Source organism: Luteibacter sp. KNZ12-1A (assembly GCF_056755675.1).
Map to the genome: position 1 here is coordinate 14,317 of NZ_JBPGXU010000036.1, position 19,647 is coordinate 33,963.

The window sequence follows — 19,647 nt, forward strand, 5'->3', positions numbered from 1 at the left end:
TCATCGGGCGGAGTGCCGGTCGAGCCAATCCAGCACGTTGCGGACGGTGTCGCCGTGGAAGGTGCGGTACATCTCTTCCGTGACGTAGCCGATGTGTGGTGTGGCAAGCACGTTGGGCAGGGTACGGAAGGGGTGCGCCGGCGGTAGCGGTTCCTCGTCGAAGACGTCGATCGCCGCGCCCGCGAGGCGGCCGTGGGTCAGCGCATCGACCAGGGCGGTTTCGTCGACGATCGGGCCTCGCGAGCTGTTGATCAACCGGGCACCGGGCTTCATCGCGGCGAGATCGTCCGCACCGATGATCCCCCGGGTGCGTTCGCTCAGGCGGGTATGGATGGTGAGGAAGTCGGACCGGGCCAGGAGTTCCTGCTTCGTGACACGACGGACACCCAACGCGCTGGCGGTTTCCTCGGCGAGGTTCTGGCTCCAGGCGATCACCTGCATGCCGAAGGCCTGGCCGATCCGCGCCACCTTCGAACCGATGCGTCCGAGGCCCAGGATGCCGAGGGTCTTTCCGTGCAGTTCCACGCCCAGCCCCATCTGCCACGCGCCCGCGCGTACGGAGGCGGCCTCGTCCGCGATGCCGCGGGCCAGGCCGAGGATGGCGGCCCAGGTGAATTCGATGGTGGGCGTGGACGAGTAGTTCGTATGGACCACCTCCACGCCACGCGCGGCGGCGGCCGCCTCGTCGATCGATGCGTTGCCGCGACCCGTGGACGCGATGAGGCGAAGGCGTGGCAGGGCGGCGATGAGGTTCGCGGTCATCGGGGTGCGTTCGCGCATGACGCAGATGACGTCATACGGCGCCAGTCGCCGCGCCAGGGCATCGTGGTCCGCCTCGTGATCGTGGAAGACGGTGACCTCGGCGCGGCCTTCGAGGAGCGACCAGTCCGCGCAACGCAAGGCGACCTCCTGGTAGTCGTCGAGCACCGCGATACGGATCGTTGCATCGTTCATGGTTGTTTCCCGTGTCATGCGGGCTGGATCAAAAGGGGCACCTAGGATCGCCTGTGCGGGAGATGCGGACAAGCGAGGCGGGTCAGCCGTCACGATCGCCCGAACGATTCCGCCGCCATCCGGCGATGCCGCTGTCCACGCTCCATCGTCCGGCACCCGAGATCACCAGGGAAACGAGGCCCGCGAGGTAGAGCAGGTCGCACTCGTAGCCGGGTTGTCCGAAATGGGCGACGCCGGCCTCGACCGACATCAACTTGATCGAACTGAAGCCGTACGGCAGGTGCACGGTGAAGATCGCCACGAGCAAGACCACGGCCATTGGAATGCTGGCGAGCACGACGAACGCGCCCACGAGGATGGCGAAACCGCCGACGATCTCCACGAGGACCGTGAGCCACGACATCAGGCCGGGCGCGGGGACGCCGATAGCGGCAAGGATGCCGGCGAACATGTCGGGGCCGCGGAGGAGCTTCGCGAAACCGTGCTGCATGAAGCCGCCACCGACGATGAGGCGCAGGACGAGCGGGGCCCACGCCGCCAGCTGCCGGGGCCGATCGTAAAGGACGGTGGATAGCCCCGATGCGGGAAGAGGTGGGTTCATGGCGCGTTCCTCGGTGACGGTCGTCCCAGGGAGACCGTCCGGCGAGGGGAATCCTTTCATCGCCAACGGGGAACTCACCGATCGCCGGCCATGCGCGGACACGTCGTCCCGAAGGTTCGAACGCCGGGCTGTCCGTGCCGGCGGGTTCGTCGGATAATGGCCCGCTGGCTGACAAACGCGTGATACTGCGGCTATCCGATCCTTTAATGGCTCCGCAAATCAATAGGATAAGCACGTGCTCCTGATGATCGACAACTACGACAGCTTCACCTTCAACCTCGTCCAGTACCTCGGCGAGTTGGGGCAGGAAGTGAAAGTCGTAAGGAACGATGCCCTTGCCATCGCGGACATCCGCGCACTGGCGCCGTCGCGGATCATGATCTCGCCAGGGCCGGGTACGCCGAACGATTCGGGCGTGTCCATGGACATCCTGCGCGAGATGGCGGGCGAAGTGCCCATCTTCGGGGTCTGCCTGGGGCACCAGGCCATCGGCCAGGTGTTCGGCGGCAAGGTGATCCGTGCGCGGGAGATCATGCACGGCAAGACCTCGCCTGTACGGCATCGCGGGCAGGGCGTGTTCGCCGGCCTGCCGAATCCGTTCGAGGCCACGCGATACCACTCCCTGGTGGTCGAGAAGGAATCCGTGCCGGATTGCCTCGAAGTCACCGCGTGGACCGAACGCGAGGACGGCTCGATCGACGAGATCATGGGCCTGCGCCATCGCACGCTCGATATCGAGGGCGTGCAGTTCCATCCGGAATCGATCCTCACCCAGCACGGCCACGACCTGCTGCGCAACTTCCTCGGCATGCCGCTGCCGCTCGCCGCGTAAGAAGGATCCAAGCGCCATGCCGATGACTCCCTCCGAGGCGCTGCAGCGCACGATCGAGCACCGCGAGATCTTCCACGACGAGATGATCGAGTTGATGCACCAGATCATGCGGGGCGATGTCAGCCCGCTGATGACGGCGGCCATCCTCACCGGCCTGCGCGTGAAGAAGGAAACCGTCGGTGAGATCACCGGCGCCGCGCGCGTGATGCGCGATCTCTCGGCGAAGGTCGAGGCCGGCCCCCATCCCCATTTCCTCGATATCGTCGGCACCGGCGGTGACGGCGCCTCGACGTTCAACATCTCCACGGCATCCATGTTCGTCGCCGCGGCCGCCGGCGCGCGCGTCGCCAAGCATGGTGGCCGCAGCGTCTCGTCCAAGTCGGGCAGCGCCGACGTGCTCGAGGCCCTGGGCGCGCGCATCGACCTGCTTCCGGCGCAGGTCGCGGTCTGCATGAAACAGACCGATATCGGCTTCATGTTCGCGCCCAACCATCATCCGGCGATGAAGGTGGTATCGCCCGTCCGCCGTGAAATGGGCGTCCGCACGATCTTCAACATCCTCGGGCCGCTGACCAACCCGGCGGGCGCCCCGAATATCCTCATGGGCGTGTTCCATCCCGATCTCGTCGGCATCCAGATCCGCGTGCTCCAGGCGTTGGGCGCCAGGCACGCCATGGTGGTATGGGGTCGCGACGGGATGGACGAGATTTCGCTGGGCGCCGCGACGATGGTGGGCGAGTTGCGCGATGGCGCCGTGCATGAGTACGAGATCGAGCCGGAAGATTTCGGCCTGTCGATGGCATCGAGCCGTAATCTCCGCGTGGAAGACTCGACCGAATCCATGGGAATGTTGCTGGATGCCATATCCGGCACCCCGGGCGTTCCCCATGACATCGTTTGCCTGAACGCGGGTGCCGCGCTGTATACCGCCGACGTCACGCCTTCCATACAGGCCGGTATCGACCTTGCCCGCGCGACCATCGCAAGTGGCGCGGCTCGTGTAAAAATGGACGCGTTCGTGGCCGCGACACAACGGCTCGGCGCCTGATATCGTCGGGGCTCCCCGAAAGCCCCGGCCTTTCCCAAGGAAGTCCCTCGATGCCCGACATTCTCCATCGCATTCTCGACCGCAAGGTGCAAGAGATCGCCGAGCGCAGCCGCAAGCGCTCACTCGACGACCTTGCGGCACGCATCGCCGACCTCGAGGATACGCGTGGCTTCGTGGCCGCCATCGATGCGCGCCTGCACGATGGCAAGCCGGCGGTCATCGCCGAGATAAAGAAGGCCAGCCCCAGCAAGGGGCTTATCCGTGCCGATTTCGATCCGGCGGCGATCGCGAGCAGCTACGAACGCGGAGGCGCCACCTGCCTCTCCGTGCTCACCGATGCCGATTTCTTCCAGGGCCACGAAGATTACCTCGACCAGGCGCGCAAGGCCTGTTCGCTGCCCATCCTGCGCAAGGATTTCATCATCGACGAGTACCAGGTGTACGAGGCCCGGGTGATCGGTGCCGACTGCATCCTGCTGATCGTCTCCGCCTTCGCCGACAAGGGCGGTGAAGACGTGATCTACGACGAGAACCGGTTGACCGAGCTTTCCTTGCTCGCCGCCGAACTCGATCTCGACGTGCTCGTCGAGGTGCACAACGAGGAAGAGCTCGAAGTGGCCCTGAGTCTTCCCGCGCCGCTGATCGGCGTGAACAACCGCAACCTGCGTACCTTCGAGACGTCGCTGGGCACCTCCCTGAAGCTCAACGATCGCGTGGGCCCGGATACGGCGATCGTCGCCGAATCGGGCATCCATACGCCCGAGGACGTGCGCAAGTTGCGCGAGGCGGGCATCCATACCTTCCTGGTGGGCGAGGCCTTCATGCGTGCCGCCGACCCGGGCGCCGAATTGCAGAAGCTCTTCGGTACCCAGCCCCAGCCGCACCGACACTGACGCGATGGACCAGGGGATGGCGACGGCGGTGGCCGACGACACCGCCGCCGATGCGCGGCGTGTCGTGTTGTTCGATTTCGATGGCGTGATCGTCCGCCATCAGACACTGGAGATGTTCTTCCGCGAACGCCTTTCAGGCGCGGGACGCTGGCGGTTGCTGGTGGCGCTTCCCATCGTGCCCCTGGTGCCCCTGCTGATCGGCAGTGTGCGAGGCAATCGTTTCCTCGGTCGCGTCTTCCTGCGCGTGACCACGTTCGGCCGCCGCGAAGCCTCGTACCGGCGAATGATCGACGCCTACGCCCGAGCCTATGCGCGGCGTCCCGGCGTGTTCTTTCGCGACGCGGTGGCGACCTTGCGCAGGCATGTCGACGCCGGCGACCGCGTGATCGTCGTCAGTGGCAACGACCGGCAGATGGTCGAGGCGATCCTCGATGAAGTGAACCTCGGCGGCCACGAGCTGGTGGCCTCGCAGACCCGCGGCGGCCTGTTCGGCATGCGCTTCATCCGGCATAACGTGGACGGCGCCAAGGTTCGCGCCCTTGAGCGGGAGGGCGTTCCGCGCCCCTGGAGCGTCGCCTATGGCGACTCGCTGTCGGACCTGCCCCTGCTCAAGGCGGCCGATGCGGCGAAACTGGTCAATCCCACGCCGAAGACCGCGAAGAAGGCCGGGCGCGCCCTGGGTGACAAGCTCGAAATCCTGTACTGGTTCTAGCGCAGGACGTAATTGCCCAGCTGGTAGAGGCTGATCCCGATGATGAGGCAGCCCACCGCGGTCATCACGTAGCGTGGCGGCAGGTGCCTCACCAGCCAGGCGGCCAGCGGCGCCGCGATCACCCCGCCCGTGAGCAGGCCCAGGACGATCGGCCAGTGCTGTATGCCCATGTGCGCGATCAGCGTGGTGGAAATCGCCAGGGTGACGACGAACTCCGCCGCGTTCACGGTGCCGATGGTGTGCCGCACGGCCCCACCGCGCGCCAGCAGGGTGGAGGTGGCGATCGGGCCCCAACCGCCGCCGCCGATGGCATCGAGCAAGCCGGCGACGAAGCCCAGGATCCCCTTGTGGCGCACCCGGTGGTGGGAGACCACCTTGCCGGCCGCGCGCACCAGCACCACCACGCCCAGGATCAACAGGTACGCGTACACAAAGGGTTTGATGGTGTCGCCAGGCACGCTGGCGAGGAACCACGCGCCGATCACCCCACCGATCACGCCGGGAATGGCCAGCCGGCGGAACGCCTTCCAGTCGACGTTGCCGAACAGCGCATGCGCACCGCCGGATACCCCGGTCGTGAAAATTTCAGCCGTGTGCACGGTCGCGCTGGCGACGGCCGGCGGCAGGCCCAGCGCGAGCAGTACGGCGTTGGAAACGACGCCGTAGGCCATGCCGAGCGCGCCATCGACCAGTTGGGCGAGCAGGCCCACGCCGACGAAAATCAGGAATTGGCTCCAGTCCATGTACCGTCCAGAGGAAGGGTCGGGATCCACCATATACGAGGTGGGTGCGATCCCGGCATGAAGAAAGGACGGAATGCTTGCGTGCGGCATCGCGACGCCGCTAGCCTCGTTTTCCCAACCTCCCCATTGGATCGCCGATGTACCTCTCTTCCCTGCGTGAGCTGGCGCTCGGCAGTCGTCTCAAGGCTTTGAGCGACCAGTTCTACCAGGCCGTCGACGAGGTCTACAAGGCGTGCGGCGCGGGTATCGAGTCGCGCTGGTTCCCGGTGTTGCGCTATCTGCGCGACGTGGGTCCCACGACGGTCACCGACATGGCGCTGGCGATCGGCCAGACGCATTCCGCGGTCAGCCAACTCGCCGACCGGCTGGTCGATGCCGGCATGGTCGTTCGCCAGCGCGATCCGCAGGATGGCCGCCGCAGCGTGCTGGCGCTGACCGACGCGGGCGAGCGCGCGCTGGGTGCGCTGGGGCCGGTATGGCTTGCCATCCGCCGTGGCATGACCGAATCGCTGGGGCCGCGCGGCCGCGCGCTGCTCGACGCGATCGATGGCTGCGAACAGGCCCTCGCCGAACGTCCGCTGGTGACGGCCATCCTCGAACAGCGGGCCACGCTGTCGCGCGCGACCGTGGACATCGTGCCCTTCGAGCCGGGCCTGCGCGAGCACTTCCGCCGGCTCAACCAGCAATGGCTGGAGCGCTACTTCCGCGTGGAGGAGGTGGACAACGCGTTGTTCGCCGATCCCGAAGGTCTGGTCGTCGACGCGGGCGGAGCGATTTTCTTCGCCCTCTACGCGGGCGAGGTCGTGGGTACCTGCGCGCTCATTCGTGAAAGCGAAGGCGTCTATGAATTGTCCAAGATGGGCGTGGACGAGAACTATCGGGGCCTTGGCGCTGGTCGCAAGCTGCTCGGCGAAGCGATCGCCGAATATCGCCGGCGCGGCGGCCGGGAATTGTTCCTGGAGTCGAACAGCCGCCTGGACCGTGCGTTGGGCATGTACGAGCGGGCCGGTTTCGTCCGTCAGGCATCCGTCCGGCCCGGCTCGCATTACGAGCGGGCGGACGTCTACATGATCTACCGGGGGCCGTGAACGGGCCCCGGCGTCATCAGCGGGTGCCGCGGACCACGATGGTCTTGCCCGCGACGTCGATCATCCGCTCTTCCTCGAGTTGCTTGAGCACGCGACCCACCATTTCACGGGAGCAGCCGACGATACGGCTGACTTCCTGGCGGGAGATGCGTATCTGCGTCCCGTCGGGATGGGTCATGGCGTCCGGTTCCTGGCAGAGATCGAGCAAGGTGCGCGACACCCGGTTCGTCACGTCCATGAACGCCATCCGGCTCACCTGGCGAGAGGTGCGCAGGAGGCGATGGGTCAACTGTGAACCGATGGCGAACAGCAGTTTCGGGCATTCGGCGGCGAGCGGGCCTTCCAGGAGCTGGAAGAGCCGTTCATAGCTGATCTCGGCCATTTCCACGGCCGTTCGCGTACGGACCAGCGACTCGCGCTGGGCCTGTTCCACGAAAAGCCCCATTTCACCGATGAACTGGCCGCGATTGATATAGGCCAGGATCAATTCCCGGCCTTCTTCGTCCTCGGTGCAGACGGCAAGCGAGCCGTCGACGACATAGTAGAGCGTGTTGGCCGGGTCTCCCGGCCGGATGATCGCCGTCTTCCCCGGATAGCGACGACGATGGCAAGCATCCAGAAAGCGGCCCATGGAGGCCGGGTCGGGCGCGAAGCTCGAGGGAGCCTGCGACCGTTCGAACGCCTGTTGCAACAGATATTTGAGTTGAGCCACAGCAGATTCCGTTGAGCCTCAATGGCATGGCGTTCCCCTTCAGCGGTCAGCCGACGGATTTCCGTCAGGCGTCGCCGACTCGCCATGTCCCCTGGGGATTATTGCAGACATCCGGGCGCCAAAATCCACCATTTGGGGGGAAGGACGCGCCGCGTGTTCAAATCTTCACCATCTTGCCCCATAATTTCACCCCCTCGGCGTCCAGACCCCTTGTCTCACGCCGTACACAAGCGCCGGGCAGACTATTCGTCTCGTTCGTCGTCTTTCATCGTTGCGGGGACCCTTGCTGCTAACCCGCGTCTGCTGCTGGCCGTTCCCCCGGCCTCGGAGAGTCGCTGTGGTCAAACCGCTTCCCCGCCTTCGCCTGCAAGGTTTCAACAACCTTACCAAGGCGCTGAGCTTCAACATCTACGATATCTGCTATGCCGTTTCCGAACAGCAGCGGCAGAACTATATCGAGTACATCGACGAGCAGTACGACGCCGATCGCCTGACCCAGATCCTGACGGACGTGGCGGAGATCATCGGCGCGAACATCCTGAACATCGCCCGCCAGGACTACGATCCCCAGGGAGCGTCGGTCACCATCCTCATTTCCGAGGAGCCGGTGGTCGAGAAGCTCGGCCGCGACACGATCTCGGGCGCCGTCGTGGCGCACATGGACAAGAGCCACATTACCGTCCATACGTACCCGGAAACCCATCCGCACAACGGTATCGCCACCTTCCGCGCCGATATCGACGTGGCCACCTGCGGTGTCATCTCGCCGCTGAAGGCCCTGAACTACCTGATCGACAGCTTCGAGTCGGACATCGTGATCGCCGATTACCGCGTGCGTGGCTTCACGCGCGACGTGAAGGGCAAGAAGCACTTCATGGATCACAAGATCAACTCGGTGCAGGACTACCTGGCCAAGCACATCCGCCAGAAATACGAGATGTTCGACGTGAACGTGTACCAGGAGAACATCTTCCACACGAAGATGCACATCAAGGACTTCGACCTCGACACCTACCTCTTCGAGGCCCAGGCCGACGACCTCTCGTTCAAGGAACGCCAGCGCATCGAATCGCTGCTCCGCCGGGAGATCGAGGAACTCTTCCACGGCCGCAACCTGATGTGACGAAAGACCCCGCGAAAGCGGGGTTTTTTCTTGGCACGGGCGGAACGACCGCCGCGGTGGGAAAGCTGCAGTGGAGGGAGGGCTGTCTTGGAGGGGAAAGCTGCCGTGGAGAGGGCTGCTTGGAGGAAGAGTTGCCGTGGAGGGAGGGCTGCCCTGATGGGAGAGTTGCCGTGGAGGGAGGACTGCCCTGGTGGGAGCCGACCTTGTCGGCGATCCCGCGGCAGGGGGCCAGGCGACGGCAAGCACCCATCGCCGACAGGGTCGGCTCCCACCGGAACCTCTCCACTAGAGTCTCTCCTTTGACACCGAGGCATGAGGAGGCATCCGGCCTTCACGTGCGCCGCATTAGCGTCGTTTCATGCGTCCGCTTCTGCTCTTCCTCCTGCTGTTGGCCCTGGTTGCCGCCGCATGGCTAGGTGGCTGGCGCCCGCCCGATCGCTACAACCCTTGGGCTCCGCTCGATCTCCGGGCGGAGCCGGATATCTTCCTGCGCTTCAAGCTGGCCCGGCTCGGCGACGATCCCGCCATGTGCCACGCGGCGCTGCGAGACGCGGGGGCGGTCTTCACCCCTCTTGCGGATCGCCAGGAGGCCGGCGGATGCGGCTGGACAGATGCGGTGCGTCTTTCCTCGGTCGGCGAGGCGCGCTTGGCCTCGCCGGCGATGGTCACCTGTCCGCTCGCGGCATCCCTGGTGTTGTTCCAGCGCCGCGTGGTCCAGCCTGCGGCCGAGGCCACGTTCGGCTCGCCGGTGCGGACGATCGATCACGTGGGCAGCTATGCCTGCCGCAACGTCTATCACCGGAACCAGGCGCCGTTGAGTCGCCACGCCAAGGCCGATGCCATCGACATGACCGGTTGGCGCCTGGCGAACGGAAAGCGGCTGAGCGTGGAGAAGGACTGGACCAGCCCAGACGGTTCGGCCTTCCTTCGCGGCCTGCAACACGAAGGGTGCCGCTACTTCGGCGCCTTCCTCGGCCCGGATTACAACGCGGCGCATCGCACGCACTTCCACTTGCAAGGAAGCGGTTTCGGCGGCTGCCGCTGAGGTCCCGCTCAGATCCGGTAGGCGACGGTCTTCATCACCGTGGACGCTGCGTGCATCAGGCGCGGCAGGGGCCAGGGCAGGTCGATGCCGCCACGGGCCTGCGCGGCATCGGCGTGGCGGACCTCGTCGGCCTGCATCTGGCGGAGGATGGCGCGGGAACGCTCGTCCTGCGGGGGCAGGCGTTCCAGGTGCTCGGCGAGATGAGCCTCCACCTGGCGCTCGGTCTCGACGACGAAACCCAGGCTGATCGGATCGCCGACGGCCGCCGCGGCCACGCCGATGGCGTAGCTGCCGGCGTACCAGAGCGGATTGAGCAGGCTGGGGCGGCTGTCGAGTTGCTTCAGGCGCTCCGCGCACCAGGCCAGGTGGTCGGTTTCCTCCTGCGCGGCGTGCATCAGGTGCCGACGTGTCTCTTCCGTGCGCGCGAGAGCCGCCTGGCCCACGTAAAGCGCCTGGGCACACACCTCCCCGACATGGTTGATCCGCATCAGTCCGGCGGCATGGCGCCGTTCGGCGTCGTCCATGGGCGCATCCGGCACCGCGTCGCCCGGAGAACGCTGAACGGGCTCCGGCGAACCCGCGACGGCCTCCATGGCGCGTTCGAGGCCGGAAATCAGGCGGTCGAGGCGGTTCAGCGAGCGAACGGACATGGGAACTCCTGACGTACGGGGATGACACACGTTACAATGCCCACCGCCCAATGCCAGGTGAAGGCGCTGCGGCCGCTTGTCGCGGTCGCCTTCCCATCGACCGGGCAGGCTTGTGAAGCGGCCCGGTCATCATGTTATGATTGTCGGCCCAAAGCTCACGTGCAACGTGGGCTTGCGCGATGAGGGAAAAGTCCGCTATTCTCTCGCGCCTTTGCTTTCACCGATTCCGTGTTCCGTCTGTCCAGGCGGCAAACCAGGTATTTGAAATGAAAACGTTCACCGCCAAGCCGGAAAGCGTCAAGCGCGATTGGTTCGTGGTTGATGCCACGAACAAGACCCTGGGTCGCCTGTCGACCGAGGTTGCGCGTCGCCTCCGCGGCAAGCACAAGCCCGAGTTCACCCCGCACGTCGATACCGGCGATTACATCGTCGTGATCAATGCCGAGAAGGTGGCCGTGACCGGTGCCAAGCTGGACGACAAGATGTACCACCGCTTCACCGGCTACGTCGGCAACCTGAAGACCACGAGTCTCAAGGATCTGCTGGCCACGCATCCGGAGCGCGTGATCGAGATCGCCGTCAAGGGCATGCTGCCGAAGAACCCGCTGGGTCGCGCCATGTACCGCAAGCTCAAGGTGTACGGCGGCGCCGAGCACCCGCACACCGCTCAGCAGCCGCAGGCGCTGGAAATCTAAGGAATCGACATGGCTATCCAGCAGAATTACGGTACCGGCCGCCGCAAGACCTCCGCCGCCCGCGTGTTCCTCCGCAAGGGCACCGGTGGCATCGTCGTCAACGGCAAGCCGCTCGAGCAGTTCTTCGGTCGTGAGACCTCGCGCATGATCGTGCGCCAGCCGCTCGAACTGACCGACAACGTCGAGAAGTTCGACATCATGGTGACGGTCGCCGGTGGCGGCATCACGGGTCAGGCCGGCGCCATTCGCCTCGGCATCGCCCGCGCCCTCGTCGAATACGACGAAGCGCTGAAGTCGCCGCTGCGCAAGGCTGGTTTCATGACCCGCGACGCCCGCGAAGTCGAGCGTAAGAAGGTCGGTCTCCACAAGGCCCGTCGCGCCACGCAGTTCTCGAAGCGCTAATACACGCGCTTCAAAGTTCGACGCACCACGGTCAGAGCGCGTCGAATCCCGGTTTATTGGGAGATCGTCTAACGGTAGGACAACGGACTCTGACTCCGTTTATCTAGGTTCGAATCCTAGTCTCCCAGCCAAACCAGAAAAGGGCCTTGAGAAATCAAGGCCCTTTTCTTTTTGGTTTTTCGCGGAAGGTCGCGGGTGTCCAGCGCATCGGGATCGTTGGACCTGGCTTTCACGCCGGCAACGAACGAGCGTCGAGTCGAACTGACCCCGGTCCTGAACGAATGGCCGCTCCGGCTATTCAGGAACGCTCGAGGTATGCGCGAATTCGGCAGGCGCCCCGTCGGCGCCCCGATCGATGGGGGAAAGTGGGCTGATCGGCCATGGATTCGCCATGGTCGAGTCGCAGGATCTGCGGCATTCCAGTCGCAGACTTGCCCACCAGCCACGAGGACCACGACCATGCGCATCCATGCCCGTTCGTTGCTAGCTTCACTCATCACCCTTTCCGTCGCGCTCGGGACGGGCGCGGTCCAGGCACAAACCTCCCTCTCGGGGCTGGGTCAGGCCTGGCCGAATGCCACCGACGTCAGCACCAGCCCGAACTACCACGTGTACGTGTTCCAGCGTGGCGGTACCCATTACGTCCAGGTCAACGACGCCAACGGCACGGTGCGCGGTGCCTTCGCGCGCACGGCGTATAGCCTGGTCGGCTTACCGATCGGCGTGGATGCCACTCGCCTTGCCACGCCGGACGAGCCGCTGCCGGTGCCCGCGAGCACGACGGGTGAGACCGTATACGACGACGGCACGGTGAAGTTGTTCGTGGCACCCCAGGCCGACGGTACGACGCAGATGATGATGGTCGGAAGCGACTGCAAGACGCCCCCGGAATGCGCCAGCCGCGGTCCGTGAAGGTGGTGCTTCAAGTGCAGGGAGGAGTCGCTTCGGCTCCTCCCTTACTGGTGGTGAGGCGTGGTCGATGCTTCGCGCGCACGCGGGACGAGCGCCGCCGCGATACGGCGTGCCACTTTCACTCCCAGCAACAGCGATGTGGAAATAACGAAGGAAAGTACGGCCTGCGCCTGGATCATCGCTGGATCCTGAAGCTCGAACGCGGTCGACGCCATCGCGATACTCGCCAGCATGCCGCCGATGGCGGTGCCGTGCCATCCATGACGCCAGGTCATTCCAAGCACGGGAATGACCATCGCGATACGCGCCCACTGGAGGGGGCCATCGCTTAGCTGGGAGGCAAGGCCCATCAACAGCGCGAGTCCAGGCACGACAAGGAACAGTGCATCGCGGGTGAGGGTGCTATGCCATACGGCACGCCACGTGACGACCTTGGCGGGTTGCCCTGCCAGCCGTTCGCGTAACGCCATGATGGTCGGCGTGAGTGTGAGAGCGCCGAGATAGGCGCCCAGTATCCAGGCGAGAAAAAGCGAAGTTGTCACGGGTGGCGTCACCGATCCGTCGCCCATGACCACTGACGCGAGCGCGGCCGAGTTGCTCACCGCGGTGGCTGTCGCGCAAATCAGTGCCGCTCCCATGATCATGCCCATGTTTATCTGCCCGTCGGCGCGCAGGAGTGTCGTGCGCGTACGCAGCCAGGCAATAGCGGGCATGCAAAACAGAATGGGTGGAATCGAAGCGACGATGGCGAAATACACGCCGAAAGCCGAGGCGTGCAGTACCGCCATCTCGGCGATCGGTAGCGCCTCGCCGATCGCGAGCGCTGGCCAGAAACGACGCGGGACCAGCAGCAGGCAAGCCAGGCGCAGGCCAGCCGGCAGCATCCAATGCGAAAATGAAAAATACCGGGTCAGCTCGTAACACGCCGCATAGGCTCCTGCGACGGCGACATATCGCCCCCAGGCAAACGGATCCCTGTTTGTTCCGCCCACGTTATGCCCCTCGCCTCACTCGTCCGGACCGGGTCTGGTCAGCCGATGACGAGGCACTTCATCCACTGACCGCTGGTGCCGTGACGCAGGAAACGGGCGGACCCGGTTCGCGACGGCACGACTAGTTTGAAGCTATAGCGGCCGGCCCGCCATCGATTGGAGCCCGTTTCGGACGATTTGCCGATTAAGGGCCCTGATTGAGGGTTACCAGCGTAGCGCCCTTGGCCCTGCCAGGGTACCCAGGGCGGCCGGGATGAGCATGCCCAGAAGATACCAGGTGGACCAGAACGGTGGTGCCATTTCCGGGCAATGCAGGCAATACGCGACCGTTCCCGTGGCCCCCGCCAGCAGGCCGACGGCCGCTCCGGCCAGCCGGGGCCGTACCGGTGCCATGCCGCGTACGGCCCAGAGCATGGCGACGAAGGCCGGCATCGCCAGGACCGCGATCAGGATGGGGCATACCCGCCATGTATGGCCAAGGATCAGGGGCAGATGTGTGCCGGGGGCGGCATGGGCGAGCACCCAGGCCATCGCGATCCAGCCCAGCGCGACCGGCGTGGCGAGCACCGCCCAGGCCCCTCCCACGCGGACACCCGGCCGGGCGAGTCGTGACGTGACCCATAGCGCCGCCGCGGCGATGGCGCTCGCATAGGCCAGCCGGAACCAGAATGTCGGCACCCGGGCCGCTTCGCCGATATCGGGGCGGACCCCCAGCAGGATGATCATCAGGAGCAATGCGCCCCCCAACCCGGCTACCCAGGCGAGCGCGAAACGCCGGGCGGGTCCCCGGCGGTCGACGGCGGGGGCCCGGCTGGCCAGCAAGGTGACGAGGTCGTCGGTTTTCATGACCGGCTCCGGATGCGCGCAGCCAACGCTTTCAGGCCACGGTGGACTCCCACCTTCACCGCCGACTCGGACATGCCGCAGCGCCGTGCCGCTTCGGAAACCGAGAGGCCTTGCAGCTTCACCAGCACGATGGGCAGGCGATGGCGGTCGGGCAGGGCTTCGAGCAGGACCCCGACGTCGCGCCGCGCGTCGGCAGGATCGACATCCGAGGCGACGAACAGGCCGCCATCGTCGTCGAAGGGCTCGTGCAACGCCTCGCGCCGCGAATGGGCCCGAAAGAAATCCATCAGCTTGTAACGGGCGATCGCGTGGACCCAGGCGGTCAATGGCTGCTCCGTGCGATACGTGTGCCGTGCATTGTGCACGGCGAGCAAGGTCTCCTGCAGGATGTCCTCGACGTCGGCCTGGGCGCGGGGAAGACGGCGCCGCAGGTAGGCGCGCAGGTGTCCGGACAGGCCGTCGAGGAACTGGCGATAGCGTGCCGCGTCCCCAGCCAGCCCGGCGATGAAGCTCGCGCGCAATTCGGCCTCGGCCGCTGGCGTGCCTCTCACGTCTTGCCTTTCGGCGGGACTGGCGATCACCTCCCGGCGTTCCATCGACAGGGATTCAGCCATGTTGGATAGGGCATCGCAAGGGCCTCGACGGGAGGGGGTGCGGCGCCGGGAGGGTGCCGGAAAGGCGAAGAGCCATGGCGACGCGCGGGTGTGCATGCCACGGTATTCGTAGCCAGGCGCATTTTGGTTACGACTAAGGAAAAAAAATTCGCTGTAACCCTTCGAGGCTCGGACGCGAACTCCTTCTCGACCCGGACATCGTGTCCGCTATACGAAGGAGCATCGCATGAATCGTCACGCCGTCTCGCTTACCCTCACCCTTGCCGCCCTCGTCGCCGGTGTCGCCCATGCCGACGGCAACCAGGATGCCCGGAAACCCGCCGTCGAGAAATGCTGGGGCGTGGCCAAGGCAGGACAGAACGACTGCGCCGCCGGCCCGGGTACGACCTGCGCGGGCACGGCGAAGGCCGATTACCAGAAAAACGCCTGGAAGAACGTCCCCGCTGGCACGTGCACGTCGATCAAGACGCCTCACGGCATGGGTTCGCTGACCAAGGTGGGCTGACCCGCCATGCGTCCGCCGCTCGCCGCCGGCCTCGGTTTCAAGCCGCGGTATTTCCATGAGGCGCTTCGCTGCGCCTCCCCGGGATTGTGGTTCGAGGTCCATCCAGAAAACTACATGGGCGACGGAGGGCCGCGTCTGGCGATGCTGGATGCCTTGGCGGATCGTCACCCGCTGTCGTTGCACGGGGTGTCGCTTTCGCTCGCGGCGGCGGCGCCGCCCGATACCGGTCATCTGCGCCGTTTGCGACGACTCGTGGATCGCGTCAGGCCCGTGCTCGTCTCGGAGCATCTGGCCTGGTCGGCGTGGGGCGGACGCTACATGCCCGACCTGCTGCCTTTCCCCCGCACGCGGGAGGCGCTGGAATGCATCGTCGCGAACATCCTGCGCAGCCAGGAAGCGCTGGGGTGCGGCATCTCGATCGAGAATCCGGCCCACTACCTCGTGCTCGATGGCCACGACTGGAGCGAGACCGATTTCCTGGCCGAACTCGTCCGCCGGACGGGCTGTGGGTTGCTGCTCGATATCAACAACGTGCATGTCAGTGCGAATAACATCGGCATCGATGCACTTGCCTACCTGCAAGCCTTCCCACTGCACGCCGTCACCGAAATACATCTCGCCGGGCACAGCGTGGAGGGAGACCCTCCGGCGAACCTGCTGATCGATTCGCATGATGCGCCAGTGGATGAGCCCGTATGGGAACTGTACCGTCATGTGCTGTCGCGAGGCGGACCGCGCCCGACCCTGATCGAGCGTGACGGTAACCTGCCGTCGCTCGATGCAATGCTTCAGGAGTGCGCGCGCGCGGGAAGGATGCTCGAATCGCAAGGGCAGGCGGCATGAGCACCCTGGCGGATTTCCAGGCCGCCTTCGTGGAAGCGCTCCATGACGAAGCATCCACGTTCCTCCCCGCCAGCCAGTGTCCTTTCGCCGTTTACCGCCATACCGTGATGCGTGCCTGTCTCGATGCGCTGGAGGCGAATTTCCCCGCCGTGCTCTGCCTGGTCGGACGCGACTGGTTTCGTGCCGCCGCGGCGATCCACGCCACGCGGTCACCGCCGAGCGATGTGCGCCTGGCTTGTTATGGAGAAGGTTTTCCCGGGTTTCTCGAATCATTCGAACCAGCGGCGGAACTGCCTTACCTGGCGGACGTGGCCCGACTGGACCGGCTCTGGAACGAAACCCTCGATGCCGCAGACGCGGAGCCGTTCGACGTCGACCGTCTCGTGGGACTGGCGCCGTCCGCGCTGGAGGCCATGCGCCTGCGTGTTCACCCGGCGACGCGATGGCTGGCTTCGCCTTTCCCCGTGCTGTCGATCTGGCAACCGAGCAGGGACGGCATCGCGGTCGACGGCGCGCTGGCCTGGCGCCCCGAATGCGCGATCGCCGTGCGCGTGGCTGGCGAGGTCAGCGTGCTCCCCGCATCGCCCGCCGAACTCACCTTGCTCGAGGCGTGCCGACAGGGTGCCACGCTGGGCGAGGCGGCCACCGCCGTCGCCCGGGCGCATCCGGACGCGTCCATCGAGTTCACTTTTTCCGGACTGTTGCGGTCCGGCGCCTTTGCCCATTCCTGAGGACTTGCCATGGCTTCGACCACCATCACCGTCACCGCGCGCCGATCGCTGCGCACGCGCTGGAACGCACTCGCCGACCGCGTCGAACGATGGATCGGACACGACATCCTCGCCCTCGTCGCGAGGCTGTCCATCGCCGCGGTCTTCTTTCAATCGGGCCGCACGAAAGTGGAAGGCTTGCTTACCATCACCGAGGGTACGTACGAGCTGTTCCGCAGCGAGTACAAGATCCCGCTGGTTCCGCCCGAGATCGCCGCGCACCTGTCGGCGGGCATCGAAACCTTCGTGCCGATCCTGCTCGTGCTGGGCCTGGCCACCCGTTTTTCCGCGTTCGTCCTCCTGGGGATGACCACGGTGATCGAGGTATTCGTCTATCCGGATGCCTGGCCGACCCATCTGTCCTGGGCGGCGATCCAGCTGTATCTCGTCGCCCGCGGCGGCGGTCGTCTTTCTGTCGACCGTGCCCTTGGCATCCGCTGAAAAAAAGCGTATCCAGCTGTAACCGGATGTGCCGGTGCGGCGAATTCGTCCATGCCATCCCGGCATTCCTTTCCGTACGGAGAACGACCATGCATACCGCCACCCACAGCATCGCCGCTGCCGCCGCCATCTTCGCCGTATCGGCCGCCGCGATCTCGGCGCCGGCCCACGCCGCCGAACAGGCCGCCGGCAAGACGGTACATTGCTACGGCATCAACAGCTGCAAGGGCACGTCCGACTGCAAGTCGGGCAACCACGAGTGCAAGGGCCAGAACGATTGCAAGGGCCAGGGCTTCAAGGCCGTGTCCGTGCAGGAGTGCACGGCGCAGGGCGGCAGCACCACGCCGCCGGCGAAGTAAGGGTCCTGGATCATCGCCCGGCCGCTCCGGCGGCCGGGTATTTCGTTTCGCGGAGCGTGTCATGTCCCACCCATCGCCGATCCCGTTCCATGGATTTGGACTCGGCTTGCGCATTCCGCACTACACCGATTTCCTCGAGGCGCCGCAGGCGGTCGATTTCCTCGAGGTGATCTCGGAAAACTTCATGGTCGACGGCGGCAAGCCGCTCGACGTGCTCATGCGCGTTCGCGGGAGCTATCCTGTCGCCCTGCATGGCGTGTCGATGAACATCGGTTCGTCCGACGGCGTCGACAGCCATTACCTGCGCCGCCTGCGTCGATTGGCCGACCGTGTCGAACCGCTATGGGTCTCGGACCATCTGTGCTGGACGGGCATCGATGGCCACAATTCACACGACCTGCTTCCGTTGCCCTATACCCGCGAAGCGCTCGACCTGGTCGCCGACAACGTACACGCCGCGCAAGATGCGTTGGGGCGCGCCCTGGTACTCGAGAATCCATCGACCTATATCGATTTTCCCGAGACGGCCATGGGCGAGGCGGCCTTCCTCCACGAACTCTGCGATCGCACGGGTTGCTTCCTGCTTCTGGACGTGAACAACATCTACGTCAGCGCGACGAACCACGGCTTCGATCCGGACGACTGGCTCGAACGCCTTCCGCTGGATCGCGTGCGCCAGGTCCACCTCGCTGGGCACAGCCAGGGGCGCGACATGCTCGTGGATACGCATGACGCACCCGTGCCCGACCCCGTATGGGCGTTGTATACGCGTTTCATCGAGCGACTCGGCGATGTCGCCGTGATGATCGAGCGTGACGACAGCATCCCGCCACTTCCCGAACTGCTGGCGGAAGTCGCCCACGCGCGCGACCTCGCCGATGCGGTTCGCCAGCGCGCCGCATGAACCTGCGCAACCGCCAACGCGCCTTCGCGTCCGCGCTTTTCACGGGCACCGTTCCCGAAGGCGTCGATCCCCGCGGCATGGCGGTCCACGCCAACAACTACCGTAGCCAGCTCGTGGCGTGCCTGCGCGACTCTTACGAGAAGACCGCGCTATGGCTGGGCGACGACGTCTTCGACGCGGTGGCATCGCGCTACGTCGAACGGCACGTGCCGTCGTCATGGACACTGGACGCGTACGGCGAGTCGTTCGTGCCGTTTCTCGAACGGGCCTATCCCGCGGACGACGAAGTCGCCGAGCTTGCATGGCTGGACTGGCATCTGCGTCGCGCGTTCTCGGGGCCGGACGCCGACACCATCGGAGTGGGCGATCTTGCCGCCGACGATTGGGATCGCGTGGAGATCGACTTCGTGCCGACCTTGCGCTTCCGCCCGATGCGAAGCAACGCCGTCGCCATCTGGCGCGCGATCGCCGATGGCATACCCCCTCCGGCACCCGTCGCCGTGGAGCAGGGCGTGGGCGCGCGCGTGTGGCGCAACGGGCTTTCGCCCCAGTTCGCCAGCATGACGGCGGACGAGTCCGCATGCCTCGACCTTGCCCTCACCGGGGCCACCTTCGGCGAACTATGCGAATACCTCGGTCGTACACATGACCAGGAGCGCATCACGCGCATCGCCGGCGGCTGCCTTGGTGCATGGACGGCCGAAGGCATGATCCGCGGGTTGCGTCGCTGAGACATCGCTACACTGTGTCGATGATCGATGACGCACACCTGGCCCATGGGCTCGCAGGCGACCACCTGGAGCCGGACTGGCCGCCACTGACGGAGGACGAAGTGGCGGCCGTCGTCGCGCGGATAGCGGCGCTCGGCTCGCTGGTTTCCGTCGACTGGCGCAGCCCACGGCCGCGCTCCGCGGCCGCGCGGGCGGCGCCACAACTCCAGCTTCAACGTGATCAACGACAGCG

The 19,647-nt window shown here is 65.6% G+C and carries 25 protein-coding genes, 1 tRNA gene and 1 pseudogene; 19 read left to right on the forward strand and 8 right to left on the reverse strand.

Features of this window, described 5'->3' with window-relative positions; all coding sequences use genetic code 11:
• Both ACR9ZJ_RS09630 and ACR9ZJ_RS09635 read right to left on the reverse strand, forming a co-directional pair.
• Positions 1-954: a D-2-hydroxyacid dehydrogenase family protein gene (locus tag ACR9ZJ_RS09630; RefSeq protein ID WP_481287642.1), complete on the reverse strand. Its 954-nt coding sequence runs from the start codon at positions 952-954 to the stop codon at positions 1-3.
• Between the two features lie 82 nt (positions 955-1,036).
• Positions 1,037-1,555: a DoxX family protein gene (locus ACR9ZJ_RS09635; protein ID WP_481287643.1), complete on the reverse strand. Its 519-nt coding sequence runs from the start codon at positions 1,553-1,555 to the stop codon at positions 1,037-1,039.
• Between the two features lie 235 nt (positions 1,556-1,790).
• Here ACR9ZJ_RS09635 and ACR9ZJ_RS09640 point away from each other — a divergent pair, with 235 nt between their 5' ends.
• The 4 genes from ACR9ZJ_RS09640 to ACR9ZJ_RS09655 are packed head-to-tail and all read left to right on the forward strand — an operon-like array spanning position 1,791 to position 5,040.
• Entirely contained in the window at positions 1,791-2,387 is a 597-nt protein-coding gene (locus ACR9ZJ_RS09640) for an anthranilate synthase component II (protein ID WP_481281691.1), read from the forward strand.
• Between the two features lie 16 nt (positions 2,388-2,403).
• Positions 2,404-3,435: an anthranilate phosphoribosyltransferase gene (gene trpD, locus ACR9ZJ_RS09645; protein WP_481287644.1), complete on the forward strand. Its 1,032-nt coding sequence runs from the start codon at positions 2,404-2,406 to the stop codon at positions 3,433-3,435.
• Positions 3,436-3,485: 50 nt separating this feature from the next.
• On the forward strand, positions 3,486-4,328 hold the full coding sequence (gene trpC, locus ACR9ZJ_RS09650) for an indole-3-glycerol phosphate synthase TrpC (RefSeq protein ID WP_481281689.1): 843 nt from the start codon (positions 3,486-3,488) through the stop codon (positions 4,326-4,328).
• A gap of 4 nt (positions 4,329-4,332) precedes the next feature.
• The gene (locus ACR9ZJ_RS09655) at positions 4,333-5,040 is read left to right on the forward strand and encodes an HAD family hydrolase (RefSeq protein ID WP_481287645.1); all 708 of its coding nucleotides are present in this window, start codon (positions 4,333-4,335) and stop codon (positions 5,038-5,040) included.
• Here ACR9ZJ_RS09655 and ACR9ZJ_RS09660 read toward each other — a convergent pair.
• A complete protein-coding gene (locus ACR9ZJ_RS09660; RefSeq protein ID WP_481281687.1) occupies positions 5,037-5,783 on the reverse strand; it encodes a sulfite exporter TauE/SafE family protein in 747 nt (248 codons plus the stop codon). The genes ACR9ZJ_RS09655 and ACR9ZJ_RS09660 overlap by 4 nt on opposite strands.
• A gap of 137 nt (positions 5,784-5,920) precedes the next feature.
• On the opposite strand from ACR9ZJ_RS09660, the gene ACR9ZJ_RS09665 reads away from it, so the two are divergent.
• Positions 5,921-6,871 carry a bifunctional helix-turn-helix transcriptional regulator/GNAT family N-acetyltransferase gene (locus ACR9ZJ_RS09665; RefSeq protein ID WP_481281686.1) on the forward strand — a complete coding sequence of 317 codons (951 nt, stop codon included), beginning with the start codon at positions 5,921-5,923 and terminating at the stop codon, positions 6,869-6,871.
• Positions 6,872-6,887: 16 nt separating this feature from the next.
• Here the strand turns inward: ACR9ZJ_RS09665 and crp are convergent, their stop codons facing one another.
• On the reverse strand, positions 6,888-7,583 hold the full coding sequence (gene crp / locus ACR9ZJ_RS09670) for a cAMP-activated global transcriptional regulator CRP (RefSeq protein WP_306851143.1): 696 nt from the start codon (positions 7,581-7,583) through the stop codon (positions 6,888-6,890).
• A 337-nt stretch (positions 7,584-7,920) separates the two neighbouring features.
• Here crp and speD point away from each other — a divergent pair, with 337 nt between their 5' ends.
• Positions 7,921-8,706 (forward strand): adenosylmethionine decarboxylase, encoded by a 786-nt coding sequence (speD, locus tag ACR9ZJ_RS09675; RefSeq protein ID WP_089981013.1) that lies wholly within the window; start codon positions 7,921-7,923, stop codon positions 8,704-8,706.
• A gap of 358 nt (positions 8,707-9,064) precedes the next feature.
• A complete protein-coding gene (locus tag ACR9ZJ_RS09680) occupies positions 9,065-9,751 on the forward strand; it encodes an extensin-like domain-containing protein (protein WP_481287646.1) in 687 nt (228 codons plus the stop codon).
• A gap of 8 nt (positions 9,752-9,759) precedes the next feature.
• Here ACR9ZJ_RS09680 and coq7 read toward each other — a convergent pair whose 3' ends face one another.
• Positions 9,760-10,401: a 2-polyprenyl-3-methyl-6-methoxy-1,4-benzoquinone monooxygenase gene (coq7, locus tag ACR9ZJ_RS09685; protein WP_481281684.1), complete on the reverse strand. Its 642-nt coding sequence runs from the start codon at positions 10,399-10,401 to the stop codon at positions 9,760-9,762.
• Between the two features lie 266 nt (positions 10,402-10,667).
• Here coq7 and rplM point away from each other — a divergent pair, with 266 nt between their 5' ends.
• The 4 genes from rplM to ACR9ZJ_RS09705 all read left to right on the forward strand — a co-directional run bounded on the left by rplM (position 10,668) and on the right by ACR9ZJ_RS09705 (position 12,410).
• Entirely contained in the window at positions 10,668-11,096 is a 429-nt protein-coding gene (gene rplM / locus ACR9ZJ_RS09690; RefSeq protein WP_306851138.1) for a 50S ribosomal protein L13, read from the forward strand.
• Positions 11,097-11,105: 9 nt separating this feature from the next.
• Positions 11,106-11,498 carry a 30S ribosomal protein S9 gene (gene rpsI / locus ACR9ZJ_RS09695; RefSeq protein WP_306851136.1) on the forward strand — a complete coding sequence of 131 codons (393 nt, stop codon included), beginning with the start codon at positions 11,106-11,108 and terminating at the stop codon, positions 11,496-11,498.
• A 57-nt stretch (positions 11,499-11,555) separates the two neighbouring features.
• A tRNA-Gln gene (locus ACR9ZJ_RS09700) sits at positions 11,556-11,629 on the forward strand.
• A 328-nt stretch (positions 11,630-11,957) separates the two neighbouring features.
• Positions 11,958-12,410 carry a hypothetical protein gene (locus ACR9ZJ_RS09705; protein WP_481281683.1) on the forward strand — a complete coding sequence of 151 codons (453 nt, stop codon included), beginning with the start codon at positions 11,958-11,960 and terminating at the stop codon, positions 12,408-12,410.
• A 44-nt stretch (positions 12,411-12,454) separates the two neighbouring features.
• Here ACR9ZJ_RS09705 and ACR9ZJ_RS09710 read toward each other — a convergent pair whose 3' ends face one another.
• The 3 genes from ACR9ZJ_RS09710 to ACR9ZJ_RS09720 all read right to left on the reverse strand — a co-directional run bounded on the left by ACR9ZJ_RS09710 (position 12,455) and on the right by ACR9ZJ_RS09720 (position 14,862).
• Positions 12,455-13,402, reverse strand: coding sequence for an MASE1 domain-containing protein (locus ACR9ZJ_RS09710; protein WP_481287647.1), 948 nt, complete (start codon positions 13,400-13,402; stop codon positions 12,455-12,457).
• A gap of 204 nt (positions 13,403-13,606) precedes the next feature.
• Positions 13,607-14,248, reverse strand: a complete 642-nt coding sequence (locus ACR9ZJ_RS09715; protein ID WP_481287648.1) for a DUF1109 domain-containing protein — start codon at positions 14,246-14,248, stop codon at positions 13,607-13,609.
• Positions 14,245-14,862 carry a sigma-70 family RNA polymerase sigma factor gene (locus ACR9ZJ_RS09720; protein WP_481281680.1) on the reverse strand — a complete coding sequence of 206 codons (618 nt, stop codon included), beginning with the start codon at positions 14,860-14,862 and terminating at the stop codon, positions 14,245-14,247. The genes ACR9ZJ_RS09715 and ACR9ZJ_RS09720 overlap by 4 nt, the downstream gene beginning before the upstream one ends.
• A 226-nt stretch (positions 14,863-15,088) precedes the next feature.
• Between ACR9ZJ_RS09720 and ACR9ZJ_RS09725 the strand changes: the two genes are divergently transcribed.
• From ACR9ZJ_RS09725 to ACR9ZJ_RS09760, 8 genes and pseudogenes are all read left to right on the forward strand, one after another.
• Positions 15,089-15,367: a BufA1 family periplasmic bufferin-type metallophore gene (locus ACR9ZJ_RS09725; protein ID WP_481281679.1), complete on the forward strand. Its 279-nt coding sequence runs from the start codon at positions 15,089-15,091 to the stop codon at positions 15,365-15,367.
• A gap of 6 nt (positions 15,368-15,373) precedes the next feature.
• Entirely contained in the window at positions 15,374-16,210 is an 837-nt protein-coding gene (gene bufB, locus ACR9ZJ_RS09730) for an MNIO family bufferin maturase (RefSeq protein ID WP_481281678.1), read from the forward strand.
• On the forward strand, positions 16,207-16,941 hold the full coding sequence (locus tag ACR9ZJ_RS09735) for an HvfC/BufC family peptide modification chaperone (protein ID WP_481281677.1): 735 nt from the start codon (positions 16,207-16,209) through the stop codon (positions 16,939-16,941). Before bufB (ACR9ZJ_RS09730) ends, ACR9ZJ_RS09735 begins: the two co-directional genes overlap by 4 nt.
• Positions 16,942-16,950: 9 nt before the next feature.
• The gene (locus ACR9ZJ_RS09740; protein ID WP_481281676.1) at positions 16,951-17,421 is read left to right on the forward strand and encodes a DoxX family protein; all 471 of its coding nucleotides are present in this window, start codon (positions 16,951-16,953) and stop codon (positions 17,419-17,421) included.
• An 89-nt stretch (positions 17,422-17,510) separates the two neighbouring features.
• Positions 17,511-17,780 (forward strand): BufA2 family periplasmic bufferin-type metallophore, encoded by a 270-nt coding sequence (bufA2, locus tag ACR9ZJ_RS09745; protein ID WP_306851094.1) that lies wholly within the window; start codon positions 17,511-17,513, stop codon positions 17,778-17,780.
• Between the two features lie 61 nt (positions 17,781-17,841).
• Complete coding sequence (gene bufB / locus ACR9ZJ_RS09750; RefSeq protein WP_481281675.1) at positions 17,842-18,684, forward strand: MNIO family bufferin maturase; 843 nt, start codon at positions 17,842-17,844, stop codon at positions 18,682-18,684.
• Positions 18,681-19,415 (forward strand): HvfC/BufC family peptide modification chaperone, encoded by a 735-nt coding sequence (locus ACR9ZJ_RS09755; protein WP_481281674.1) that lies wholly within the window; start codon positions 18,681-18,683, stop codon positions 19,413-19,415. The genes bufB (ACR9ZJ_RS09750) and ACR9ZJ_RS09755 overlap by 4 nt, the downstream gene beginning before the upstream one ends.
• Before the next feature lie 20 nt (positions 19,416-19,435).
• Positions 19,436-19,647: pseudogene (locus ACR9ZJ_RS09760) on the forward strand (aminoglycoside phosphotransferase family protein); the annotation flags it as partial.